This is a genomic window from Calothrix sp. CBUCES-K 9914 (assembly GCF_059640475.1).
In genome coordinates, this window is sequence record NZ_JBXXZH010000141.1 from 1 (window position 1) to 24,584 (window position 24,584).

The window sequence follows — 24,584 nt, forward strand, 5'->3', positions numbered from 1 at the left end:
GCAATTAACCACTTTTGTTCAAGGAAAGCATTAAATATGATTTTTATACGCAGAATAGTAAGTGTTTTGATTGTTTGTTTCTTTGTTACCAACTTAAATGTTCCGGTATTGGCAGGATTTAATCCAAAATCACGCAAACCACCTAGTAAATATTCCCAATCTATTGGTTCGCGCGGATGTTCGGAAAATGGTATACCTCTAACATTACTGGCGCCACGAACGTATGTATCAAAAACTGTTGACAAACGTCCAACCTTAGTATGGTATATGTCTACTTCAAAACCTGTAATATTCACACTATTTGATTTAGAATCAAAAAAAGAAATAGTAGTTTTAGAAAACCACCAAACAATTACTGGAATTAATAAACTAACAATTCCTGAAAACTTTCCTGAACTGAGTGTTGGCAAAACGTACTTATGGCAAATTTCAATTCCTGATTGCCAAGACCTTGATAGTAGTTTAAATTATAGAGCAGAATTTACTGTTGAAAAATTACCACCCATAAATCAAAATAAATTAAAAAACTTGTCCAGTCGAGTAGATTACTTTGCTGAAAACGATTTATGGTATAATGCCCTTGGTGAATCGTTAAAAAACGTTAGACCTGGAAAACTTGGACAAATTGCTTCTACGCTGATTCAAGAATTAGCTCAATCTGAAATCATTAGTGGGGATGAAGCAGAAACAATCATTAAAAAGCAGCATGTTGAAAATTTACTATTGATTGCTGATGGCGAACGATAAATAAACTAAAGCCAACTACCAATAATTATAAACGGCGCCCAAAGTTTTGGGTCTTTTTTCTTTTCATCGTGAATCATATTTATTTGTGCTTTTTGTAGTGCTTCAGCAATACTTATGTTCGATTTTCGGTAGTTGACATAAAAATCTTTAACTAATACAGATGTTGATTTATCATCAATTTTCCATAGTGATGCTAGCGCGGTTTTGACTCCAACTTGTAATGCAGTTCCTGCTAACCCTAAAGTCGCGCGGTCATCTCCAACAGCAGTCTGACATGCAGTTAATGCTATCAGTTCAACTGGACTTGATTGATTCTTAATCTTATCAAGTATATGTTTGAGTTGATTGATTGTGAGCTTTTGATTATTGCCAGTCACAATAAATGTATCTTCTGGTATTGTACCAAATTGTGCATGGCTGGCAATATGAATAACAGGGTAAACAGTTTTATCTAACGCTTCTTTAAAGCTATTCAAAGTAAAATCTTCATTCATAAGTAAAGTATTATCAGGAAATAAACTTTGAACTTCGCGAGTTTCTGAACAAACATACCACAATTGATCAAAGCTTTGTTTATCAACATAAGCTTTTTTAGTTAAACCCAAAATCAGCGCACTTTGGACTTGACGACGTAATTTAGTCGAGTTAATACGCAAACTAGGGGTTGTTGCGATAGCGTAGTCTTCAACTAAGTATTTATTAGTTTTACGGTTATATAGTGCTGCCATTGGTATACTTCGCAAAAATCCATCTTGGATAAAAACAAGTGTTTTAATTTGGCTTTGTTCAATATAGTTTAAAAATGGACGAATTATACAATCATATAGATTTTCTGCGTATTTTTCATTAAATTCTAATCTTGAATTTTCTTTTAAATTTTTCAGAAAATAAATAACTTTTTGTTCAAGATTTTTGTTATCAATCCAAATAAATTTTGTTTCTATTTGTTTAGTTTTTGCGTTGATAAATTGTAAAATTATTGCAGTATGCTTATCTAAAATAATTGAGCTAAAAACAGCAGTGTTAGCATCAAGTAAATCATCAACTTTTTGAGATGATAAAGCATTGGTAATACAATCATTGCCAAAGAAGTTCTGTAATTCTGCAAGTTTTAATGAATCAATAGTTTCAATTGCACTGGACAACTCTTCTTTCCGCTGTTTTGGTTCTGATGTTAACTCAGCTCTTTTGAGTCTTTGCTTTGCTAGTTCACTGTACAGCGGTTTAACGACATCTCTGAAGTCAAACTGTACATCGCTTTTTGCATTGAGAATATCGCTACGGATAGCTTCGAGTGTATTATACGCGCGCTGATAAGCAGCTATTGCTTTTGATTTTTGATCTTTAGCATCCAAAATTCTTCCATTTTGCCACTCCCATAAATAAGAGCTGTCTTTTGCTGCTATATTTTGGTCAGCAGCTATAAGTGCTTCATAAGTATATTTTAATGCTTTTGTATAATCTTGTTGACATTCCCAATAGTGTCCTAAAGAACCATTGGCAAATGATGTAGCACGCACATCTTTAATTTGACTACTTATTGTTATTGCATTATCAAGTAATTTCAAAGACTCTTGTGCTGATAATTTGAAAGGCGCCGAACATTGAGTTAAAGTAGAATTAAAGTTATTTTGGGACAGCATTGCTAACTCGACGCTAGCATATGCTTTATAAGATGTATCTGGAAGCTGCGGAATTAATGCAAGTGCTTGAACTATTTTTTTATCAATATCTATATTATCAAGTTCTAACTTAATTAAGTTTAATAAAGTACGTAATTGACTGGATTTGTCTTGAAGTGATTCCGCACATTGTAAACTAGCTTCAAAAGAAATACGTGCGAGTAGTTCGTAACTTATTGCCTTCTTTTCAAATTCTTCATATTTAACTCGACTTTTTTTTGCAGATTCAGCATGAAATTTCCACTGTGCAGCAGCATTTGCATATACATTTCCTAAACTGTTTAATAATAGAGCTTTATACTCAGGTGGGGCAATTGTTTTTGCTAATTCTAAAAATTTGATTGCAGTTTCATATTCTCCTATTCGTCGATACGCTTCACCTAACGTACCAAGCGCTGCAACTTTGCCTTTTTTATCATTATATTTTTCTGCAATGCTAAAAGCTGAATTTTTATTTTTAGAACAAGTTTCAAATATTACTTTGAATATTTCATCTTGTTTATAATTTGAGTTATGTTTATCAAATTCATCGTTTTCCCTGCAAACTAATGCAATAGCTTTTCTTGATTGCCCAATATTATTGTAAACTTGCCCTAGCTCGGTTTGCATTCGTCCAACTTGCTGTAAGTTTTGCGCTGCTTGGTAATACTTAATCGCATTTTCAAAAGTTTTAATCGCTTGGTTGCTGTTACCTATCTGCTGGTACGCGCGCGCTAAATTTTCACTGACTAGCGCAGCAAAAGCAGCATTATTTGTCTTGTCATACTCATTCAGTACTGAATGCCATAAACCAATTGCCTCTTGGAAATTACCTTCATTATATAGTTCTACACCTCTTTGAACTCTTTGCCTCATGTCTGAAACTTGTGCGGTTACTGACTTCAGCATCAGACAAATCAATAGTACTGCTAAAAACAGAGTCTTAATCAAACGATACCGATTTTGCTTTTGATAAAATTTAAACACGCGCGCACCTCTATAAATAATTATTAATCAGTGTAATCACTTGGAATATATCAGCTTTATGTAGAAATTGTACCGCACTCTGAGTCAATAACATGTGTTGTAAAGCGTGTAAATACATATTTGTGCAAACTTAACTGCCTTCTTGAACTTTTATCGTAGCAAAAAGTGAATATTACTAGGTACAAAGTATCAATGTGTTTTTTTGTTGTTTCTTATAAATTATTAACTATAGGAGCAGTTAAGCAGTTCTTACAAAGAGTTGATAATGTTCCTTGGTAAGTTCAATCTATTCTAAATTAGGAGTTCCAAAATGCAAATGACACAAAACAACCCAATGTTTACTGACATTACATCAGAAGAAGCTGCAACTTATAACGGTGGTTTCTCCTTTAAGAGCTGGTTTAGAGGACCCCACCCGTTTATCAAAAGATTCGTTTTAGGCGGACTTAAAGCTCTCTTTTAATTTCAGCTTCTAAACGTAAATATAGAGACCGAATATATTTATTCGGTCTCTATATTGTTAAGGACACTCCCGACTCATAACTAATTGTCCATTCTCAAGACGATATACACCAGATGGTTCTATAACGGCGCCTTCCCAAGAGCGAGTCATATTTTCTATACCTCTAACTTCACCTGTAGCATAAATTGAAGGTGACATATCACCTGGACGTTCAGGCAACCCACCAGAACCAGTGATAATAAAAGAGCCTGATTTTTTTTGACTGGGTGCAATGCAGCTATTAGCAATAAGGGCTGTAGTATCGATTATATTGCGCGGAAGCTCAACAAGGTTATTTTGAATAAAACTATTTTCAGGTATATTCAGAATAGTGATGCCTGAAATACCTCGTCTTGAACTAGCGGTAATATCACTAAAACTTGTTGGCGCCAAACGTGACTCAATACCAAATATACCTTGGGCGTTAATTTCTACCCTCCCACCAGTTCCTGTAAATGCATTAGCAGTAATATCGCTGTTTTCTTTAGGAATAGCAACAATAAATTTTGAGTTAATATTGATGTTGCCGCCATCACCACCTCTTCTATTAGTTCCTGCATTTGTGGAAATCTGACCACCATTTCGTAACAGAAGTAAATCATCAACCTTGAGGTTAATATTTCCACCATCGCCCAACGTAGAATCAGCAACAAAACGTCCACCTCTGTCTAATGTTATCCTAGGTGATGTAACTGTGATATTACCAGCATTGATATTACTACTTTGACCAGAAAAATTATCTATAGATGTAAATAATCCGCTAAAGTTCTCATTTACTGAATTACGCCCCGAAATAATTATAGAATCTTCAGCTGTAATTTGAATCTTTCCTGCATCTCCATCACCTAAACTACTAGTAGAAAGCTGGGCGCCATTAGTTAGTGATAATGAGTTTGTCATAATATCAATGTCACCACCATTACCAGAGGCAGTTTTTTCAACTCTACTAAAGGCTTTACTAGTAGCATCAAGTGTGATATTTTTTACATCCAAATTTACATTACTTGCATTTCCGACACCACGAGTATTAGCGACAATTTCGGCGCCATTTTTGAGCGATAATAAATCACCTGTAATACGAATCTCTCCACCATTTCCTATAGCTCTTTGTTCAACGGTACTACTGATAGCACTAGTCAATCTTTGGTCGCTACTTTTGCCATCGAATAAAATGTTTCGTGCGTTAATATTGATATTACCCGCATCACCTTGTCCGAAAGTACTGACAGATAATCTGGCGCCATTAGTTAAAGAAATCGAGTCAGTAGTTATATTGATATTACCACCTTTTCCAATACCACCCTGCTCCAACCGACTGCGAGCAATAGTATTATCACCATCTAAGAAAAAATTTCGAGCCTCAATAACTATATTGCTTGCATTTCCTTGCCCAAAGTTACTAGCAACAATTTCAGCACCACTATTAACGAAAAGCGAATTTGCTGCAATCTTTATCTCTCCTCCCTCTCCTGCTGTTTGTTCTCCAATTGTATTAACAATAAAACTCTTATTTAGAACATTTGCTCTGTCTTGTGCATTAATTGTAATATTTCCAGCAACTGTATTAACTTGACCTAACCTTGGAGCTAGACCTGCTCGAATAGTACTTTCTTCACTCACCTCAAAATTACGAGCATTTATCGTAATAGTACCATCACTCACACCGCGAACATCAACTCTTGCTTTGTCTGTAATTAATACATCTGAATGTAAAACATCAGGAAAATTTAAACTGAAAATATTTCCGTCTTTTTTTAACTCAACAATTCCTGAAGCAGATAATCCTCCTAATTCGATTTTTCCACCGCGCGCCATTAAAATTCCATGCTCTACAAGTATATTACCACCCACCAACAATAAGCTTTTTCCATCAATAACTTGTAATCCGTTTATTTGACGATTACTTAAACCGTTAAAAGAATTTATCAAGACATTATTTCTTGCAACTGAACGATTTACTATTTGTGCTTGATTAGCAAAAGAATTATAAAATAATGCTGAGGGATTAACCGATAGTAAATTGCTCGATATCGATTCATTTGCACTAAAGAATCCGGTTTCGCCGAGTTTAACTGCATTTGCTGTTGTTGCTATAAATGAACCACCAATATCTAAACTTGCATTTTCTCCAAAAATAATACCATTAGGATTGATTAAAAATAAATTAGGTTGCGAACCTCCTAATGTGCCAAGCGTACCAAAAATCTCAGAATAATTCTTTCCTGTTACTCGCACTAATATATTTTGAATACTTGTATTAGGACTTAAAAAATAAGCTCCACGTCCACTGCTAATATTAAATTCTCGAAAACTATGGAAAAGATTAATCTCACGAGTTACCCCACCAGTAATAACATCAATAGGTCGTCCTTGAAAATTGTTTATGACTTGAGAGGAATTTACACCCAGTGTTTCATCCTTAATGATATTATTTACGGTATTTTGAGCAGAACTTTTGCTACTGGAAATGAATATTCCTAGCCATACTATAAGTCTAATAATTCTGAAATATAAATTTTTATTCCAACACCCTTTAATCATCATACTTAGTTTAAATAATTTAGGTATCATTCAATACTGAGTACATTGTAACGATGACAGACGTTGATGTCAATCGCTTCGCTAAAGTGCAATTTTAAATACGCCATGATGAATTGAAGGATACACAAAGAGTAAATTTACAAAAATAATATTTAACTTAATGTGTTGATAAAGCTTGTGATGTTAATAGATTATGAAATACGCGCATGTTTTACAGCACAGTGAAGAAGATTGCGGCGCCGCTTGTTTAGCAACAGTTGCAAAACATTATGGTCGCAATATTCCTATCACTGACATACGTGAAGCTGTAGGTACAGGACAAACAGGAACAACCTTACTTGGTTTAAAACAAGGCGCCGAATTTTTAGGGTTTAATGCTCGTACAGCTAAAGCGTCACCAAAAATTATTAGCAATATTAACCAGGCGCCTTTACCAGCAATTATTCATTGGCAAGGACATCACTGGGTTGTATTATATGGCGAAAAGGGTAGAAAATGTATCATATCTGACCCAGCTGTTGGTATTCGATACGTATCAAAGCGCGAATTAGCACAAAGTTGGTCAGACTGGGCAACTTTGCTATTAGAATTAGACCCAAATCGTTTTTTCGTTGAATCAAATGTCAAAGTTCAAGGATTTGGTAGATTTGTACTGCGTGCTTGGGGTTATCGTAATTTGCTTTTTCAAGCACTACTGTTGAATATTGTATTAGGTCTACTATCACTTGCTTCACCGTTTTTGATGCAGATTCTTACCGACGATGTATTAGTACGTGGTGATACTAAGTTACTGGGAACTGTCGCAATAGCTGTTAGTGTCATTACTACCGTTGGAAGTTCTTTAGAGTTTGTACAGTCTAACTTAATCGCAAATTTTGCCCAGCGTTTAGAACTGGGATTAGTACTAGAATTTGGAAGGAAAATTTTGCATTTACCTTTAAGTTACTATGAAGCACGCCGCAGCGGAGAAATAACCAGTCGTTTACAGGATGTCCAAGAAATAAACCAAATTGTATCACAGGTTGTTGTTGGTTTACCCAGTCAGTTTTTTATTGCGGTTATTTCATTAGGTTTTATGACCTTTTATAGCTGGAAGCTCACAACTGCTAGTATCTGTTTTGCATTTGTGATGATACTGTCAACAGTAATATTTCAACCGACACTCCAGCAAAAGATACGTAGTTTATTAGTAACTGAGGCAGAAAATCAAGGTGTGCTTGTTGAAACATTCAAAGGCGCATTAACACTTAAAACAACAACCGCAGAAGGACAATTTTGGGAAGAACTTCAAACCCGCTTCAGTCGGATGACACGTTTTTCTTTAAGCACAATTCAAATTGGTATTATTAATCATACTTTTTCCGGTTTAGTTTCAAGCATTGGTGGAGTAGTATTACTATGGTTTGGAGGTTTACTAGTAGTCAACCCCGCAGAGAATATTAGTATTGGACAGTTATTAGCATTCAAGGCAATGACTGATAACTTTTTAGGATTTGTTAGTACTGTAGTTAAGTTTATCGATGAGTTTACGCGCGTTAGAACAGCAACTCAACGTCTTACAGAGGTTATTGATGCAACTCCAGAAAACAATAACGATAATATCAAAGCTTTTGTAACTATATCTGGAGATGCTGAAATCAATTGCAGTCATGTAAATTTTAGTTATCCAGGTCGGATGGAATTATTAGAAAATTTTTCCTTAACAATATCTGGTGGACAAGTGATTGCATTTATTGGTAAATCAGGTTGTGGTAAAAGTTCACTGTCAAAACTTATTGCCGGATTATATACACCACAATCAGGCACCATACGTATTGGACTTTACAACCAGCGAGATTTATCATTACATTGCTTACGTCAACAAGTAGTTTTAGTTCCTCAAGAAGCACATTTTTGGAGTCGTTCAATAATTGACAATTTTCGTTTGAGTAATCCTGATATTAACTTTGAACAAATAGTGCGCGCGTGTAAAATTACTGAAGCAGATAATTTTATTTGTAAGCTACCTGATACATATCAAACAGTACTTGGAGAATTTGGCACCAATATATCTGGTGGACAGCGACAAAGGTTAGCAATAGCTAGAGCTATAGTTAACAACCCTCCGATTCTGATTTTAGATGAATCAACCGCTGGACTCGACCCAATCAGCGAAATGCTGCTATTAGATACACTTTTAGAACACCGTCGTAGTCAGACTACTATCTTAATTAGTCACCGTCCAAGAGTTATAAATCGTGCAAATTCGATTGTTTATTTAGAAAACGCCAAAGTGAAATTACAAGGCAATCAAGAAGAACTACGCAAAATAGAAGGCGCCCATTTAGACTTTTTAACCCCTTAATACTTATGATTAACAGTAATGATTATCTTCCTCCTCTCAATCGCTGGATGTCAACAAGCGGATTATTCTTAGCTGGTGCAATGGGAACTTTAGTAATGTTAGCATCTATTATCAAATACAACGTTACAGTCAAAGCTGATGCAACAGTGCGTCCCTCCGGAGAAGTGCGCTTAGTACAAGCAGAAATAGAGGGAAGTGTGAAAATTATCGAAGTAAAAGAAAATCAAGTTGTAAAGCAAGGTGATGTAATCGTGCGTCTGAATGATGAGCAACTACAGATTAAAAAAAGTCAGTTAGAAGGTAATATTGAGCAAATTACCTTACAACTCGTACAAATAGATGCTCAAATCAAAACGTTAGATATCCAAAGATTGGCTGAGTCGCGCGAGAATCGACATTCTGTTTTATCTGCACAAGCTGATTTAGAGCGCAATCAAAAAGAATATATCGAAAAACAGGCAATAACAAACAGTGAATTACTTTCTGCTGAAGCTAGTTTGCAAAAAGCCAGAGTTGATTTTCAAAAAGCCAAAGCTGATTTAGCATTTGCAAATCGCGATAAGTTACGATACCAGTCATTGGTGCAATTCGGTGCAATTTCCAAACGTGATTTTGACCAAAAACAAGTAGCATGGGAACAAGCAAAATCAATAGTAAACGCAGAAGCCAAAACGGTTGAAATTGCCCAAGCAAAGGTAAAAGCAGCCAAAGCCGCCACGCTGAATCTAAATCAAGCTACAATTACAATTGCACAAAAGCGTATTGCTCAAGAGCAAGCCAAAGGAGAAGTAACAATTGCGACTTTAAACAAAGAGCGGCAAAACTTGTTAGAGCGACGATTAGAGATACAAAAACATTTACAGCAAACTCAAAAAGAACTTCAACTAATTGGGCGCCAGCTACAAAGTAGTATAATTCGTGCTACTAGCGATGGAACGATACTAAAGCTAAATTTACGCAATCCAAATCAAATCATACGTACAAGTGAATCAGTTGCAGAAATTGCTCCCAATACACTCTTGGTAGTAAAAGCAAGGGTTTCCCCCAGTGAAATTCACAGAATAGGAGTCAAGCACAAAGTACAAATGCGCGTCGAAGCTTGTCCCTACCCTGATTATGGCACTCTCAATGGTATCGTTATGACAATATCACCAGACGCTATTACCCCTTCAAGTAACACGGAAGCAACTGGTAACTACTTTGAAGCTACAATTCAACCAGAAAAACTCACCTTTGGTAATAATCGGCACCAGTGCCAGCTAAAACCAGGTATGGAAGCAAAAGCCGATATTATCTCGCATTATGATACAATATTAGGGTTTATTTTGCGTAAAGCCAGACTGCTAACAGATTTATAACATGCTTGGACAATGATAATCATTGAGTGTTAAAACTGAAACAAGCAATATCCCTTGTTTAAATTAACACTCTAACATTATGGATGCGTATGATAATATCGCTAAACTAGCAGTATTGCTTGTAGCTACTTATACTTTGGTATTTCCGCGTCTGGTGCTAGCACAGCCTACATCCTCAAAAGACACCAATATTTTTTGTGATAATCTTGGTATTGAACAAACAATTCCCCAAGCAACTCCGTCAGATACAACATTCCCAACTGGCGCCTCTTTTCAAGTTAAAGAAATTCAGGTTATAGGGAACACTGTTTTAAAACAAGAGATTACCAAATTTAAAGCAAAATTAGAAAATCGCGAAGTATCGTTTGAAGAAATTTTGCAATTGCGTTCATGCATTACAACACTTTATAGTGATAATGGCTATATTACAAGTGGCGCCTTTATTCCTAATAACCAAAACATAACTAGCGGTATTATCAAAATCCAAGTTGTTGAAGGTACACTTGAAGACTTGAAACTGCAAGGTTTACAACGATTGCAACCAGAATACATACGTTCTCGAATAGCGCGCGTTAGCGAAGTACCACTCAATCGTCAACGACTCGAACGAGCTTTACAACTATTACAGCTTGACCCACTAATCGAACGTGTTGAAGCAGAACTCACTGCTGGAAGCGCACCTGGACGCAATATTTTAATATTAAAATTAATAGAAGCACCAGCATTTCACACAGGAATTACAGTTGGGAATAGCCAATCTCCTAGTATCGGTTCTGAACAAGCGAGCGTGTTTGTCGAACATAAAAATCTACTAGGTTTTGGGGATAGATTTCGTGCTGAATATGGCATTACAGAAGGACTTAACATCTACGATTTTAACTACACCATTCCATTTAACTCTTTGAATGGAACTATTGGCGCCCGCTATAATAATGGCGACAGTCGTATTATTGAAGCTGATTTTCGTGACTTAAACATCCGTAGTGAAACAAGTACACTATCATTTAATATTCGTCAACCGCTAAAACGCACTCCAAATAGTGAATTTGCCATCTCATTAGCGTTAGACTTACGTCGTAGCCAAACATACTTGCTCAATAATATTCCCTTTTCTTTTTCAGAGGGAGCAGAAGACGGCAAATCAAAAGTTACAGCTATTAGATTTTCACAGGACTGGGTACAGCGTACTCAATCACAAGTTTTAGCCGCGCGTTCTCAACTCAGTTTTGGAATTGATGCTTTTGATGCAACAGTTAACGGTACAGGTACAGATGGGCGATTTTTTGCTTGGTTAGGACAATTTCAGTGGGTACAACGTTTATCTCCCCGTATTTTAATCTTAGCAAAACTTAATACACAACTCACAAGTAATTCGCTTCTTTCGCTGGAAAAATTGAGTATTGGTGGTGTAGAAACAGTGCGTGGATACCCTCAAAACCAATTAGTTACAGATAATGGAGTTATAGGTTCGGTAGAAGTTCGCATTCCTATTGCAAAAGATACAACCGCATTACAAATTGTACCATTTTTTGATATCGGTACTGGGTGGAATAATCGTAGTAGTAACCCAAATACACAAACCTTAGCTAGCCTTGGATTAGGTTTACGCTGGCAACCTTCACAAGCATTTGTAGCCCACCTAGATTATGGAATTCCATTGATTAAAAGTAATAATAGTGATTCACTTCAAGATAATAGGTTGTATTTTTCCTTACAATATCAACCTTTTTGAGGATATAAGCAGTCATTTGATAATTATTAAGCATACGTAGTAATTAGACGCGCATGAATTTAGAATGGCGCCAAGTATGATAAAGGTTAGCGTGAAAAAAAAGTAGGGTTTCGTTGCAGTATTTTTGGATTTTGCTGCGTTTTTATTTATGGAAGCCAATTTTTTCCAAAATCCGGACTAGTAATGCCTTCAAAACAGCAATTCTAGATGATGTTACTCGTACTGCCTTACTATTAGAACTGAATAATTGGCTAAAAAGTTCAGTAAAAAATGCCTAAATGTAGAGACGCGCAGAGCGGAGTGTACCGCAGGTAAATTTCGCGTCTCTACAACGTGCGGGTTTCACAAATGATTTAGGACTGCTATATTAAGTAACTATCCATAGGAAAACTTCGTAACAAGGGATAAAGTTTTGAGGCGCCTAACTCACATCTTGCACCATGAGCTTATTGAGAATATAAATGCTTGTAACGCTGATTTTTGCGTAGGGTGGGCAGTGCCCACCTTACCCTTGTTGATAAGGTGCAAGATGTCAGCTAAGTCCTAAATTAGTACATTTTTGATTCAATGTTACGTCTCTACCAAGATGGGTAACTAACTCTCAATTTCCAATATTCCCATCATGCCTCGATCTTCATGTTCGGAAATGTGACAGTGAAACACAGTTCGACCAGTGAAATCACGAAGCGGTACAGCAATTTGTACCTTAGAGTGTCCTGGTAAATTGATATTGTCACGCCAAGCTCGAAATGTTTCTGGTTGCCAAGTTTTAGATTTTGCGTCCTGTCTTGCTAGTATTTGAAAGGGGTAGGTATGCAGATGAAATGGGTGAATTAAACTGTTAAGATTTTCTATCTCCCAGATTTCTAATGTACCCAGGCGCCCACGAAAATCCACTCGTTTGTGGTCAAACTGTTTTTCGTTAATAGTATAATTGAATGGAATAGCACCGCCAAATTTAACCGTGCGTTTAATAACAGCCTTTTCTGGATCAAGCTTCTCAATAGAAGCTAAACGTGTAGGCAATGGCAATTTTTTAGGTATATCTGGTACAACGACGGTAAGCAAAGACTGTTCTTTCTCTGGGTCGTATCCGGTAACAAAGTTTCCATCATGATATGGCAGTTGTAGTAACTGGAACGTACCAGCTCGTTCCACTTGAACTAACACTTCGGCACGCTCTCCTGGTGTAAGTAACAATTCTTCAAGAGCAATGGGTTTTTCTATAAAACCATCATCTGTAACAATCAGGTGTAGTAAATGGTCTTGAAACTTTAACCGATATGGACGGGCATTACTGGCATTTAACAGTCGCAAACGTAGAAGAGATTTATTCGCGATGAGTTTTGGTCGATAAGCACCGTTGACTAAACAAAGATTCCCACGTTTGCCAAGCCAGTCAAGAAAACTGTGATTTGCATTAACCTTACCATCACTAATCGTAAAATCTCTAAGTACAAGCAAATGTTCCTGAGCGGCTTGGAGTTCAGGTAGCTCGTCTAATTGTCCAGAAATAATAATAGCTCCTGTTAGTCCGGCAAATTGTTGAGTAGAAACCATTCCATGCGGATGTGGGTGATACCAGCGAGTACCTGCCGAGTTTTTAGGAATGGTAAATTCATGCAAGCGGCTTTCTCCAGGCATTACATGAACAAATGGATTGTCTACATTTGGCGAGATATGTAAACCATGCGTGTGTAAATTTGTTGGTTCCTTAAGGTAGTTAGTAAAGCGGAGGCGCACATAGTCTCCTTCTTTCAAGCGGAGCGTTAGCCCTGGTACACTACCGTTGTAAGAAAGTGCCTGTACTGTCATTCCTGCTAAATTGACAACTGCACTCCTTGCAATAATTTCAGCTTCCACAACATCAGGTTCAGGGCGCCGCACATGCAACAATTCTGGTTCACGCAGAGGAAGATCAGCAATACGAGCATCTTCACCAGACGAGCCAAACAAAGCACGCTGTCCGCAACTAAAAGCCATACCACCTGTGGTAAGTGTTGTGAAAAGAAGGAAACGACGGCGACTCAGGTGATTTAGGAGAAAGCTTTGGTTTTTCTGCTTAGTCATTGTTTTGCCTTACAAAACTTGATTTATTTTGGTTAGTAATTTTCCAGTAGCAGCTTCTATTCCACGGCTTGTTCTTTGTTACTATCGGGAGCATCTACAACAAAGTTGAGCTGGTACGGGTGAGAATCTACCTGCTCAATTAAATTGGCACCAGCAGCCCAATCAAGGTTTACAAATGCTGCATCATAACTATCTTGGTTACTCCACTGTGAGTAGCTAACAATCCGAATACCATCAAGACTACGAAGCCAGACTGTTGAAAGATTGCCTATCGCAGATGAAATTACGGGGTCAATAATTTGCGTTAGTTTTTCTAGTAGTAGCTGTTGATTTTCAGATACTACATGTAGTAAATTAATTTGAGTAATGTAATTACTGTCCGCTTGAATTCTAGTTGGTTGTTTTCGTAAAGACGCAACTTCGTAATAACGCAAATCCATACTTACATTAAGCTCTTGATAACTTGTAAAAGCAGCAGAAATATCTGGATTTTTGTGTATGGCTTTACTTGCTTCAACACTAGTCCAATGCACATAGTTAACTACTCTAGTCCCATCTAAACTACAATAACCTTTAGCTGAAATAAAACCGGGTTGCTTACTTACCAAAGTTTCCGCATGAAGCTTTAATCGATCTATTAGTGCTTGTTGTTTCGTTGGTTCAACAGTAAAAACATTTATAAAACTTACTAAATCGCGATTTACTGTAATGCTACTCATTAGTATTCCTCCAAACTACAATGACATACTGAGGTTCATAGCGTGCATAGCAATGCACTTTGTTACCTCAATGTATCAATACGTAGAGTGTAGCGATACCCAGAAGTGAAAGCTTGACTAGTTTTGCTCAAACTGTGCGAATCTTGCTATGGTCTTGTTTTTATCTTATTTTTTCAGAATTATAAATTTCATTATAAATTTCTGAATGTCTTAGGCGTTACACCAACATACTGATGAAAAAGTCTCGTAAACGAGCTATGGTTACTAAAGCCTACTTCAAAAGCAATTTCTGTAATTGTTAATTTGCTTTTGAGCAACAACTCCTTGGCTTTAGCAATACGACACTGAGTAACGTACTGGTGTGGAGCTATACCTATTGATTGTTTAAATAGACGGCAAAAATGATATTGACTGATATTTAGCACTTCAGCAATATCTGACAAAGTAGTGTCTTGGCTAATATGAGCGTGAATGTAGTCCAAAACTTTTTCTAATTGCTGTTTAGATAAACCATTGCTAACGTTAGATATTTCCTTTGGTTGCCAAACTGAATAATCTTTGAGTAAGTGAACTATTAGTGCGGTTGTTAAAGATTCACCAAATAATTTACCAGCCGGATGTCCTGCTTTAACATCTTCTTTCAGCGCAAGTCCAATCTGCTGAATAAACGGATCGGTTACAGCTAATTGTGGAATAAGTTCTATTTGCTTAACTTGAAAAGATTGATATGCGATGCAATCAAAGAGTTTGGGAGATAAACTTAGCAAAGAAAATTCGCCTGCTTCATGCCAAATACCTGAATAACTAACTCCAGCAGGAATAATTAGTATCTCATTAGGTTTACAGTAATTTGTTTGAAACTGACTATCTAACCGATGCTTTGACTCAACCGAATGTTCGACACTTGTAATGCCAATGAGATGCTGTGTCCACTGATGCTCTGGACTTTCATGAGCGGGATGATGATAATGGGCAAAAAACATATCATTCCAAGACGATTGCTCACTTGAAAGGATAGGATAATTTCTAAAAACAGGGTTAGGCAGTTTGGCCAAATCGACAATTGGCGGCTCATCTTGTCTAGGCATAAGTAACGCAGATGAATAACCACTTCATATTATACTTTAGATTAAATGGCTAGTGCCGTATTGTTTTACGTGGAACGTTTATTAACAAGCATTACGCCAAAGAATACAATGGCGCCACCAAGTAGTGAGATTGGCGTAGGTACTTCTTTTAACCATAGCCATGCAATTAATAGTGCATTTTAGACAAGACATAAAAAATATATCTTAAGGAGGATGATTTTATTTAATTTCAGGATGTGCAAGACCCGATTATTCACGCTTCTATATCCTTGAAAATTAGTAAGCGCTTCCAATTCAGTTTTTGTAGTATATGTAATATAATTGTGTTACAATTTTAAAAAGTCCTTGATAAACAGGATTCGCTTTCTCTGACTTTTGTCTAAAGCGCTTCCTGTTTTTGAGGATGAATTAACACAAAGAGCAGAAAGGCGCCTTTCTTGCACTTATGTACTATCAAAAAAAATACCATATACGACAATACGTTAAGGATGTCATGATTCAAGGTAAAAAACTCCAACCTCGCAAGATTTCTACGGTTGAATTGCGCTCAAAGTACCTCAACTTTTTCAAAGAGCGCAATCACACTGTAATTCCAAGTGCTTCGCTTATTCCTGATGGAGATAGTTCCGTTTTGTTTACCACTGCTGGGATGCATCCACTGATTCCTTACTTGCTAGGTCGTGAGCATGTTGCTGGTACACGACTAACAGACTGTCAGAAATGTGTCCGTACTAACGATATTGAAGAGGTAGGTGATTTGACGCATCTTACCTTTTTTGAGATGCTTGGAAATTGGTCACTTGGTGATTATTACAAACAAGACTCAATCCGCTGGAGCTACGAATTTCTGACAAGAGAAGATTTACTCGCTATTCCACAGAATCTAATTTGGGTTACGGTGTTCGAGGGTAATCAGGAGGCGCCGCGTGATGAGGAGTCTGCTAGTATTTGGCAATCTCTCGGCATACCAAAAGATAGAATTATTTTTCTAGGTGTAGAAGATAATTGGTGGGCAGTAGGTTCTGAAGGACTATGTGGTCTAGACACTGAAATTTTTATTGATAGAACATGTGAACCATGTGCTAGGGGAACTGATAAGTGTAAGCCTGGTTTATGCGGTTGCAGAAGATTTTTTGAGGTATGGAATAATGTCTTCATGTCATATGAGCGACGGGGAAATCAGGTATTTGATCTGCCACGCAAAAACGTTGACACTGGAATGGGAGTTGAGCGAACATTAGCAGTGTTGAATGGTGTCGAGAGTGTTTATGAAACTACCTCTTTTCGCCCTATTGTTAATCGTATTATTCAAGCGTCAGGAAAAACAGAGGAGGAAATATATAATAACCCAAGATTACTAAAAGCACTTCGAGTGCTAGCTGATCATATCCGTACTTCAACTTTTATTATTGGTGATGAATTGGGGGTAAAGCCCTCTAATCAGCGACAGGGATATGTGTTGAGGCGTTTAATTCGTCGAGCTATCCGTTACTGCGAAGTTTTAGGTGTTAAAGCTAAGGACTGGGTGGCAATTTCGGATGTAGTTATTTCTGAGTATGCTAATCAATATCCGGAGTTAAAAACCAATAGTCAGATTATTCGTACCGAGTTAACTTTGGAGAAAGAGCGTTTTGAAAAGACACTTGAAAAAGGGATAAAAATTATAATGAAGCAGATAGGGCGCCTTCAAAGTATAGGACAAAAAGTTCTTGAAGGTGAAATTGCGTTCCGTCTCTATGATACTTATGGGTTTCCAATTGAGTTCACAAATGAAATTCTTGGCGAACATGGGTTTAATGTTGACATGAAGCGTTTCCAAGAATCTGAGGCTGCACATAAAGAAAAATCAAAAATCTGATTGTGGAGAAATTAAATTCATTATCTTGTGGAACGGGCATCCTTGCCCGTCCTTATATTCGGGCGATTGTCTGAATAAAGTTGGTCTATGTAATCATCGTAACTTCCATTTTCAGTAGAACCCATGTATAGATGCTTATTTGTAACTTGGAAATGATATATCATGAGCAGGTGCCGCCCGCGCGTTGGAACCTAGGTAAAGGAGCATTTACCAAGGCGCCTCGAAGTGCTTAAGCTTGCGGCACTAGCTAATGCGCGTAAAAGTTGACCACCTTTCTACTGTTTATATCATCTCAGAAAACTTACGCATAAGTCTACCACCTGAAGTTAGATGTAATATATTGAAATGCTATGTTACATTGTAGAGACTAAAATTTTTCCCCTTTATTTAAGAGCAGGTAAATAATTCCCACGAAAAGAAATCTGAGTAATTAGCTACTTCAACAAATAATCATCCCAAGTTTTGGGTATATAGCTTTTGTGCCTTCACAGAAGCATTAGGGGCATTTGTGCTTTTATCCTAAGAACGAAAAATACGTAACATGAAAGTCACACAATCAACGACCTTCCAGGCATTTCACCGTAGTGTGGTTATGGTGATGCAGGCTGCTCCACGTGAGCTACGTTATGTAACAATTTTAACATTATTTGCAGGAGCAATACCAAGTATAGTTGTTTGGCTGAACAAGTTGATCATTGATGATATTATCAAGATTCTAAGCACTCAAACAGTAGAAAATCCAGTTTATCTAGTTACTTCTCACTCTTCTTTACTTTACAGCATAGTATTTTTACTAGTGCTAAATTTATTTGCTGATTCTGTAGGAACTATTACCAGTTTTTTCTTTGCCACTTTAGCAGATAGAGTTCAGGGTTTTGTCGAACTGATGGTGCTAGATAAAATTGCCAACTTTCAGGACATTGCATTATTTGAATCACCTGATTTGCTCAACATAGTTCAGTTAACAGAAAAAGGTGTTTTGCGACTTAAAGAACTTTCTTTTAGATTAGTTCAAACATTGCAAGGCTTTTTTATTTTTGTTCCTGCTGTCTTGCTGTCTGCTTACCTTGTTTGGTGGGTTCCGTTGATTTTATTTAGTTGTGCAACTCCTGCTCTGTATGTAGATATGAAATATCGCAAACTCAGTTGGAGAGCAGAAAAAACCCAAGCTCCCATCGTGCGTGAAATGAATTTATACAAGATGATGCTAAGTGGGGAGGCTTATGCTAAAGAGTTGCGTTTATTTCATCTCCAAAATTTACTATTAGAACGATGGAAAGGGCTTTTTAAAACTATGTTTACAGCGATGGAAAAAATTCGTCGTCGCGGAAGTAAAGAAATTTTTGCTTGGTCATTACTCAGTGGTCTAGGTGTTGCACTACCTTATGTATATATAGTTTTTGGAGTATTAGCTAAAAAAAATACTCTTGGAGATTTGGCTTTATATAGCGGCGTGATTTTACAAGTACGTCGCAGTTTAATGTTCCTCATTGATGGTGGTGGAGAATTATATGACGTTTCTCTAGCCACTACCCCCATTTTTCAACTTTTAGAGTTAAAACCAAGATTATCTCCACAAACCAAAAACTTTCTAACTCCTATTCCTCATTCTCCACTTCTCTCGGAAGGAATTCAAATTCAAAACCTATCTTTCAGTTACCCAAATAGCGAACGTCAAATTTTGCGCGACATTAATTTGACGATTAAACCAAACGAGATGATTGTGCTGGTCGGTGAAAACGGCGCCGGAAAGACAACTTTAGCGAAATTATTATGTCGTTTATACGACCCCAGTGGAGGTAAAATTATTTGGAATAATCAGGATTTAAGAGACTTTAGCGTCGAAGAACTACGCAAACGCATCGCCGTTGTCATGCAAGATTATGCTCGCTTTCCTACCACTGTTCGAGAAAATATTGGCTTTGGGCATCTTCCAGATATAGAAAATCATACTGCTATCACCGAAGCTATAGCTGAAACGGGCATGACCAAGGTAATCGATAAATTGGAAAACGGTCTAGAAACTCTTTTAGGTAAACAACTTGAAGGTGGGGTTGACTTATCAGGGGGACAATGGCAACGTTTATCTATTGCTCGTGCTTTACTACGATTATCTCATGCCGAGTTACTCATACTCGACGAACCAACAGCTAACCTAGACCCAAAAACTGAAAATGAAATTTATGAAATTTTCCGCACTTTGGCAAAAGGGAGAATTGCGGTAATAGTCAGCCATCGTCTTGCTTTAGCAAAACTCGCCGACCGAATAGTTGTTTTAGAACAAGGTCAAATTATTGAGATGGGAACTCATGATGAATTAATGAGGTTAGAGGGACAGTATCATTTAATGTTTACTCGTCAAGCTAGCAGCTATCAGTAGGTGTAGTGGTCTATGTCATTAAATTTGTGGGTTGATTAGCAACGGATACAACGGATGTAACGGATAATTTATTAATTACAAACAAAAGTAGGGTGCGTGACGCTACTAAAATTTTAAAACGAAGCACAGTGCTGGTAGCGTCACGCACCCTACAGTTGAATGGCACTTACTTAACGTATTAATGGTGCGTGAAAGCACTGTATTTGGCGTTACATTGCTTGATAGTAATAGCTTTCACGCACCCTACCCCAATTTATTGGCGCCTCAAAATGCTTAAGTCAGTGACATTCCACCCTACAGTTCAAAATTAACCATCCGTTACATCTGTTCATCATCCGTTGTTAATCTTTTTAAACAGGAAGGATACAAGTCTAGGTGGTTTATTTTGGTCTTGTTGATGCCAGCGCTCTTTGAAATTTTCAAGTATAAAACCATGATTTTTTGCCTCGTTTAAAAAATCTGAGATGTTATGCACAAATGCTGGTATTTTAACCACCTCTTTATCTTGTTTAAAATTAGCTTGCGTTCCTTGATATTGTCTAAATGGATGGAGTTCAGAGATAAATAAATATCCCCCTTTAACTAATATACGGAATGCTTCTGAAAATACAAATGACAAGTCTTCTATGTGTTCTAAAACTAGATTGCAAGTTATTAAATCAGCAGACTCATTACTACAATCCCATTTCTCCGTGATATTTCCTGTGATAAATATTACGTTATCTGAATTAACTTTCTCTTTAGCTTTTTCGAGCATCTGTGCTGAAAAGTCAATGGCATAAACTTTTTCAGCAATTTGTGAAAGCATCAACGTATTTTTACCTGTGCCACAGCCAATTTCAATTACTGATTTACACCTCAAACCCATCACAGTTTCTCTAGTGACTACTTCATCTAGGTCGCGCGTTAAGTTTGCATCAGCATCGTATGTAGCTGACCAATTGTCGTATGCTGTTTGAACATTCATAAAGTTTAATTATTAACCGTTTGGAGTGTAATTACCGTTTAACTATATTTTGTAGCCTAGAAATAACAAAGGATTTATCTAGGTAGGAAAGTAAGGCGCCTGCTTTTGGACCACGTTCTTTACCAACAAAGGATAAATATATGGCGGGCGCCGTTTTCATACAGCTTAACAGCAATAGCTTCGCCAAGACCTGTTGCGGCACCAGTAACTATGGCTATCTTGTCTGTAAACTCAGGCATTGGTTTATCCTCCTTATTATTCATGGAAACTCATCAACACACCCGTAGAATTATTTAGTTCTAAAAAACTCGTTTAAACTGTTCATAAAAAATTTATTTTTGCTCCTCAACTACGACGTGCCCTGCAAACGGAATTTTTAATAACATTGAATTATTGACTAACTCCGATAATTCAACGGCTGCTTCTTTCGATAAGAGATGATCACTATCACCTCTCACAATTAGCAAAGGACAGGAAATATTTTGAACGGCTTCATTTGGATAACCGGATGAGTCTGAATCAAGCCACAGTCCCCTATAATAGCAAATGTGCTGATAGTTTCTACTCTCTTTTGGAATAGCCAGGAACTGATATTAAGGTTTTGTGGTTTTGATCTGCATCCAAGTGATAGCAACAACAATAAGTACGGCGCCAATAATTTGCAGAATTGTTAGGGTTTGACCGAACGCGAGGGTAAAGGTTATGCCACAGAAGCGACAACAGAATTTTTGCGCTATGTTATGGAAGATTTGGGTTATCAACGAGTTTTGGCGTATGCGAAGAAGGAAAATCACGCTTCATTTCGGATTTTGCAGAAATTAGGTTTTGCTATTAAGGAAAACTTTATGAAACCAAAGCCTAAGCCATAAAACATCTTTCTAGGGAATCATCTGTAATCAATATTTTTACTCCTTTAGTGGTAACCAATACTTCGGACAGTTTTAGGATCACGATTGCTCCGTTTAATATATTATACTACATTCGTGATACAATAGAAAGTAGATATTTTGAGTAGGCTAACTAAACAATCAATAACAGAAGCTCTTGATGGAAGCTAATATCCGTTCAATACCAATAACTGCCTTAATCGCTGCGGAATCATTGTCCTTATTGGGCAATCAAATCGCGGCTGTTGCAATTCCTATACTAGTATTACAATATACTCATTCTCCTTTAGTTGCTGGAATTGCCAGTGTTGGCAACATCATCCCGATAGTATTGGCTGCTATTGTCGGTGGACGCGCGATTGATAAATTTGGCGCCTGGAATACAAGCGTGACATCAGATATACTGAGTTTTTTTTCTGTTCTCGCCTTACCATTGGCTTTTATTTATTATGATGAAGTTTCTCCATTATTGATTTTTCTCTTGGTATTTTTAGGAGCGCTGTTTGACCCAACAGGAACATCAGCCAGACAAACATTAGTACCAAGTTTGGCTTCTTTATCTGGCAAATCATTGGAAAAAATCAACTCATGGCGAGGGGGACTTGAAAACGGGGCTGATTTTCTTGGTCCAATTATTGGTGTTGGTTTGATTAGTGCTACTGGAATCATCAATACCTTTTTTATTAATGCCGCTACTTTCTTACTCTGTGCGGGCATATTTTTGATTGCGATACCAAGACGAGTTCAAACGTTAAGAGGCGCCGAAGATGCTGCACTATCAGGTATAAAGTTTATCTTTAAGCACCCTCAAATTAGAACTTTAGCAATTGTTGGTATGGTTGCAAATTTTGTCATCTTGCCATTTTTGAGCTTGCTTCAACCTGTGTTGGCAACGAGTAAGTTTGGTAGCAATACATTACTTGGCATTAGTTTATCAGTATTTGGGTTAGCGGCAACAATTGGTGCAACATCTTTCTCACTGCTTTATCATAACTTTTCTCGTTCAACGATTTATTATGGTGGGTTACTTTTAACAGGAGGTTCTATTATGCTTGGCGCCTTTGCCACTGAGCAGTACCAAGTCATATTATCCACAGGTTTAGCTGGCTTGTTATTGGGAGCGGGTAATCCTTTGTCCCAGACAATTTTGCTTGAAGTTACACCAGAAACGATAGCGGGAAAAGTTTTTACATCATTTAATGCTATTAACTTTATTGGTGGTCCTTTTGGCTTGTTACTGGCTGGCGTTATGACCGAGTTACTGAATGTTGAACAGGTGCTTATACAGTTTGGTTGCTTGCTTATCGCATTAGCCATTTTTGGTTGGTATCGTTTGCCGTTATTAACATCAAAGGATTGAAAGCTTGTACCTATGAGTAATAAAAAAATGCATGTAGACGAGGTGGACACCGATGTATCTCTCGTTCGTCCGTCGCCTACCTACTTACAACACAATTCCCGCAGTGGGCACGTAGCACAGGTCGGAATGCCTGTGCAGCAATTTATTCTTTTTACCACAGAGACACGTAGAGACGCGATTAATCGCGTCTCTACACAGAGATTTGAGATTAAGTATATATATCAGCCCTAAGACTGATGTATAATCGTTGCCTCCTAATACATACTAAATATCTGGTTCTGCCCAAGTGTTTTTCGATATTTTTGATCGAACTTGATTTTTGTGTGTTACATTGTAATATAGAATTTTTTAGGTTGATAAAATCATAAAAATTACTGCTCATCGCTAACCAACTCAACCAGATGAGCTTATTGGTTTAATAAAAAATCTTGAAAGTGATAATACAGAAGTTTTGGAGGACTAAAAACTTTTTTGTTCGCTGTCCCACACTCATGAGTTTAAAATGCAAATTACTTCTTCAGCCATCTCACTTAACGTGGATGATGTTACGGCATCAGGCGCCTTTGTCAAGAAACACTTTGGCTTCAATGAAGAGATGTCAGCCGACGGGTTTGTGTCACTCTCTAGGCAAGATGCTGGTTTCAACCTTATTTTCCTTCAAACTGGGCTAAAAACCTTTAAGCCAACCCATATGCGTGGACATCGAGCAGATGGTTTGCTAATTGTCTTCGTCGTGGATGACATCGATAGCGAATATAGCCGATTACAAAAAGAAGGGGCACCAATTATAACACCAATCGAAACAGAACCTTGGGGCGAGAGATTTTTTCAGGTACAAGACCCAAACGGCGTTGTTATTCAACTTGTTCAGTGGATTACCGAGCCAAACTTACAATCATAATATTGTGTTGTTAATTGTAGATTGACTTCACTATGTCAAGCCAACATACAACTATTAAAGGAATGACTATGACTTGCCAGTTCTTTCAAACGCATCAAATATGAGTCACTAACAGTCTTGGGGCGCCCAATACGACGTTCATTCCATAAATGCGGGCGCCTTATATTTTAGTAGGTAATTGGCTGAACGATCATTTTAGCCAACAGTTTCCACTAAAGAACGCACTGCTAACACAGCATTACTAGGCAGCTTAGACACTGCTGATATTGGAACTGTAAAAACAGCTATAGAATCTCCCACTGCGTTAAAAACTTCCAAAATATAACCATCTTCTCCATGACTCGGATGTGTTACATAGTCGATCAGCAATAATAAGTAGAATGCGAACAGGGAGTAATAAAATATGTGAATGGCAGGAGCGAGATAGTGATAAAAGAGGGCTAATATGCGCGAACTCAAATATTTTGTAGCTTGTACGGTAG

At 37.3% G+C, this 24,584-nt stretch carries 19 protein-coding genes; 10 read left to right on the plus strand and 9 right to left on the minus strand.

Translation table 11 applies throughout. The features are described 5' to 3' along the window. Nucleotides 1-245: hypothetical protein (locus AC2JBO_RS26880; protein WP_496956708.1), on the minus strand; the 245-nt coding region annotated here is incomplete at its 3' end. Between AC2JBO_RS26880 and AC2JBO_RS26885 the strand changes: the two genes are divergently transcribed. After that, the gene (locus tag AC2JBO_RS26885; RefSeq protein WP_496956707.1) at nt 208-747 is read left to right on the plus strand and encodes a DUF928 domain-containing protein; all 540 of its coding nucleotides are present in this window, start codon (nt 208-210) and stop codon (nt 745-747) included. The two genes, AC2JBO_RS26880 and AC2JBO_RS26885, sit on opposite strands and share 38 nt — an antisense overlap. Nucleotides 748-752: 5 nt before the next feature. Here AC2JBO_RS26885 and AC2JBO_RS26890 read toward each other — a convergent pair whose 3' ends face one another. Beyond that, the gene (locus AC2JBO_RS26890) at nt 753-3,317 is read right to left on the minus strand and encodes a CHAT domain-containing protein (protein ID WP_496956691.1); all 2,565 of its coding nucleotides are present in this window, start codon (nt 3,315-3,317) and stop codon (nt 753-755) included. 598 nt (nt 3,318-3,915) lie between these two features. Continuing rightward, nucleotides 3,916-6,468 carry a two-partner secretion domain-containing protein gene (locus tag AC2JBO_RS26895; RefSeq protein WP_496956692.1) on the minus strand — a complete coding sequence of 851 codons (2,553 nt, stop codon included), beginning with the start codon at nt 6,466-6,468 and terminating at the stop codon, nt 3,916-3,918. A gap of 163 nt (nt 6,469-6,631) precedes the next feature. Between AC2JBO_RS26895 and AC2JBO_RS26900 the strand changes: the two genes are divergently transcribed. The 3 genes from AC2JBO_RS26900 (at nt 6,632) to AC2JBO_RS26910 (ending at nt 11,872) form a co-directional block, all read left to right on the plus strand. Further along, nucleotides 6,632-8,782 carry a peptidase domain-containing ABC transporter gene (locus tag AC2JBO_RS26900; RefSeq protein ID WP_496956693.1) on the plus strand — a complete coding sequence of 717 codons (2,151 nt, stop codon included), beginning with the start codon at nt 6,632-6,634 and terminating at the stop codon, nt 8,780-8,782. A gap of 5 nt (nt 8,783-8,787) precedes the next feature. Continuing rightward, nucleotides 8,788-10,140, plus strand: a complete 1,353-nt coding sequence (locus tag AC2JBO_RS26905) for an HlyD family secretion protein (protein WP_496956694.1) — start codon at nt 8,788-8,790, stop codon at nt 10,138-10,140. Between the two features lie 79 nt (nt 10,141-10,219). Next, on the plus strand, nt 10,220-11,872 hold the full coding sequence (locus AC2JBO_RS26910; RefSeq protein WP_496956695.1) for a ShlB/FhaC/HecB family hemolysin secretion/activation protein: 1,653 nt from the start codon (nt 10,220-10,222) through the stop codon (nt 11,870-11,872). Between the two features lie 594 nt (nt 11,873-12,466). On the opposite strand, the gene AC2JBO_RS26915 is transcribed toward AC2JBO_RS26910, so the two are convergent. The 3 genes from AC2JBO_RS26915 to AC2JBO_RS26925 all read right to left on the minus strand — a co-directional run bounded on the left by AC2JBO_RS26915 (nt 12,467) and on the right by AC2JBO_RS26925 (nt 15,749). After that, complete coding sequence (locus AC2JBO_RS26915) at nt 12,467-13,942, minus strand: multicopper oxidase family protein (protein ID WP_496956696.1); 1,476 nt, start codon at nt 13,940-13,942, stop codon at nt 12,467-12,469. Between the two features lie 56 nt (nt 13,943-13,998). Continuing rightward, entirely contained in the window at nt 13,999-14,661 is a 663-nt protein-coding gene (locus AC2JBO_RS26920) for an antibiotic biosynthesis monooxygenase family protein (RefSeq protein ID WP_496956697.1), read from the minus strand. Between the two features lie 191 nt (nt 14,662-14,852). Next, on the minus strand, nt 14,853-15,749 hold the full coding sequence (locus tag AC2JBO_RS26925) for an AraC family transcriptional regulator (protein WP_496956698.1): 897 nt from the start codon (nt 15,747-15,749) through the stop codon (nt 14,853-14,855). A 493-nt stretch (nt 15,750-16,242) separates the two neighbouring features. On the opposite strand from AC2JBO_RS26925, the gene AC2JBO_RS26930 reads away from it, so the two are divergent. Continuing rightward, entirely contained in the window at nt 16,243-17,607 is a 1,365-nt protein-coding gene (locus tag AC2JBO_RS26930) for an alanine--tRNA ligase (RefSeq protein ID WP_496956699.1), read from the plus strand. A 541-nt stretch (nt 17,608-18,148) separates the two neighbouring features. Then, nucleotides 18,149-19,987 carry an ABC transporter ATP-binding protein gene (locus tag AC2JBO_RS26935; RefSeq protein ID WP_496956700.1) on the plus strand — a complete coding sequence of 613 codons (1,839 nt, stop codon included), beginning with the start codon at nt 18,149-18,151 and terminating at the stop codon, nt 19,985-19,987. Between the two features lie 331 nt (nt 19,988-20,318). Here the strand turns inward: AC2JBO_RS26935 and AC2JBO_RS26940 are convergent, their stop codons facing one another. Continuing rightward, the gene (locus tag AC2JBO_RS26940; RefSeq protein WP_496956701.1) at nt 20,319-20,954 is read right to left on the minus strand and encodes a class I SAM-dependent methyltransferase; all 636 of its coding nucleotides are present in this window, start codon (nt 20,952-20,954) and stop codon (nt 20,319-20,321) included. A gap of 119 nt (nt 20,955-21,073) precedes the next feature. Beyond that, the gene (locus AC2JBO_RS26945) at nt 21,074-21,217 is read right to left on the minus strand and encodes a hypothetical protein (protein ID WP_496956709.1); all 144 of its coding nucleotides are present in this window, start codon (nt 21,215-21,217) and stop codon (nt 21,074-21,076) included. A 414-nt stretch (nt 21,218-21,631) separates the two neighbouring features. Between AC2JBO_RS26945 and AC2JBO_RS26950 the strand changes: the two genes are divergently transcribed. The 4 genes from AC2JBO_RS26950 (at nt 21,632) to AC2JBO_RS26965 (ending at nt 24,102) form a co-directional block, all read left to right on the plus strand. Further along, complete coding sequence (locus tag AC2JBO_RS26950; protein ID WP_496956702.1) at nt 21,632-21,823, plus strand: GNAT family N-acetyltransferase; 192 nt, start codon at nt 21,632-21,634, stop codon at nt 21,821-21,823. A gap of 178 nt (nt 21,824-22,001) precedes the next feature. Next, complete coding sequence (locus tag AC2JBO_RS26955) at nt 22,002-23,201, plus strand: MFS transporter (RefSeq protein ID WP_496956703.1); 1,200 nt, start codon at nt 22,002-22,004, stop codon at nt 23,199-23,201. Nucleotides 23,202-23,213: 12 nt separating this feature from the next. Next, nucleotides 23,214-23,432, plus strand: coding sequence for a hypothetical protein (locus AC2JBO_RS26960; protein WP_496956704.1), 219 nt, complete (start codon nt 23,214-23,216; stop codon nt 23,430-23,432). 271 nt (nt 23,433-23,703) lie between these two features. Then, nucleotides 23,704-24,102: a VOC family protein gene (locus AC2JBO_RS26965; protein ID WP_496956705.1), complete on the plus strand. Its 399-nt coding sequence runs from the start codon at nt 23,704-23,706 to the stop codon at nt 24,100-24,102. A 195-nt stretch (nt 24,103-24,297) separates the two neighbouring features. Here the strand turns inward: AC2JBO_RS26965 and AC2JBO_RS26970 are convergent. Further along, nucleotides 24,298-24,584, minus strand: a 287-nt coding sequence (locus AC2JBO_RS26970; protein ID WP_496956706.1) for a hypothetical protein, incomplete at its 5' end; no start/stop codon positions are given.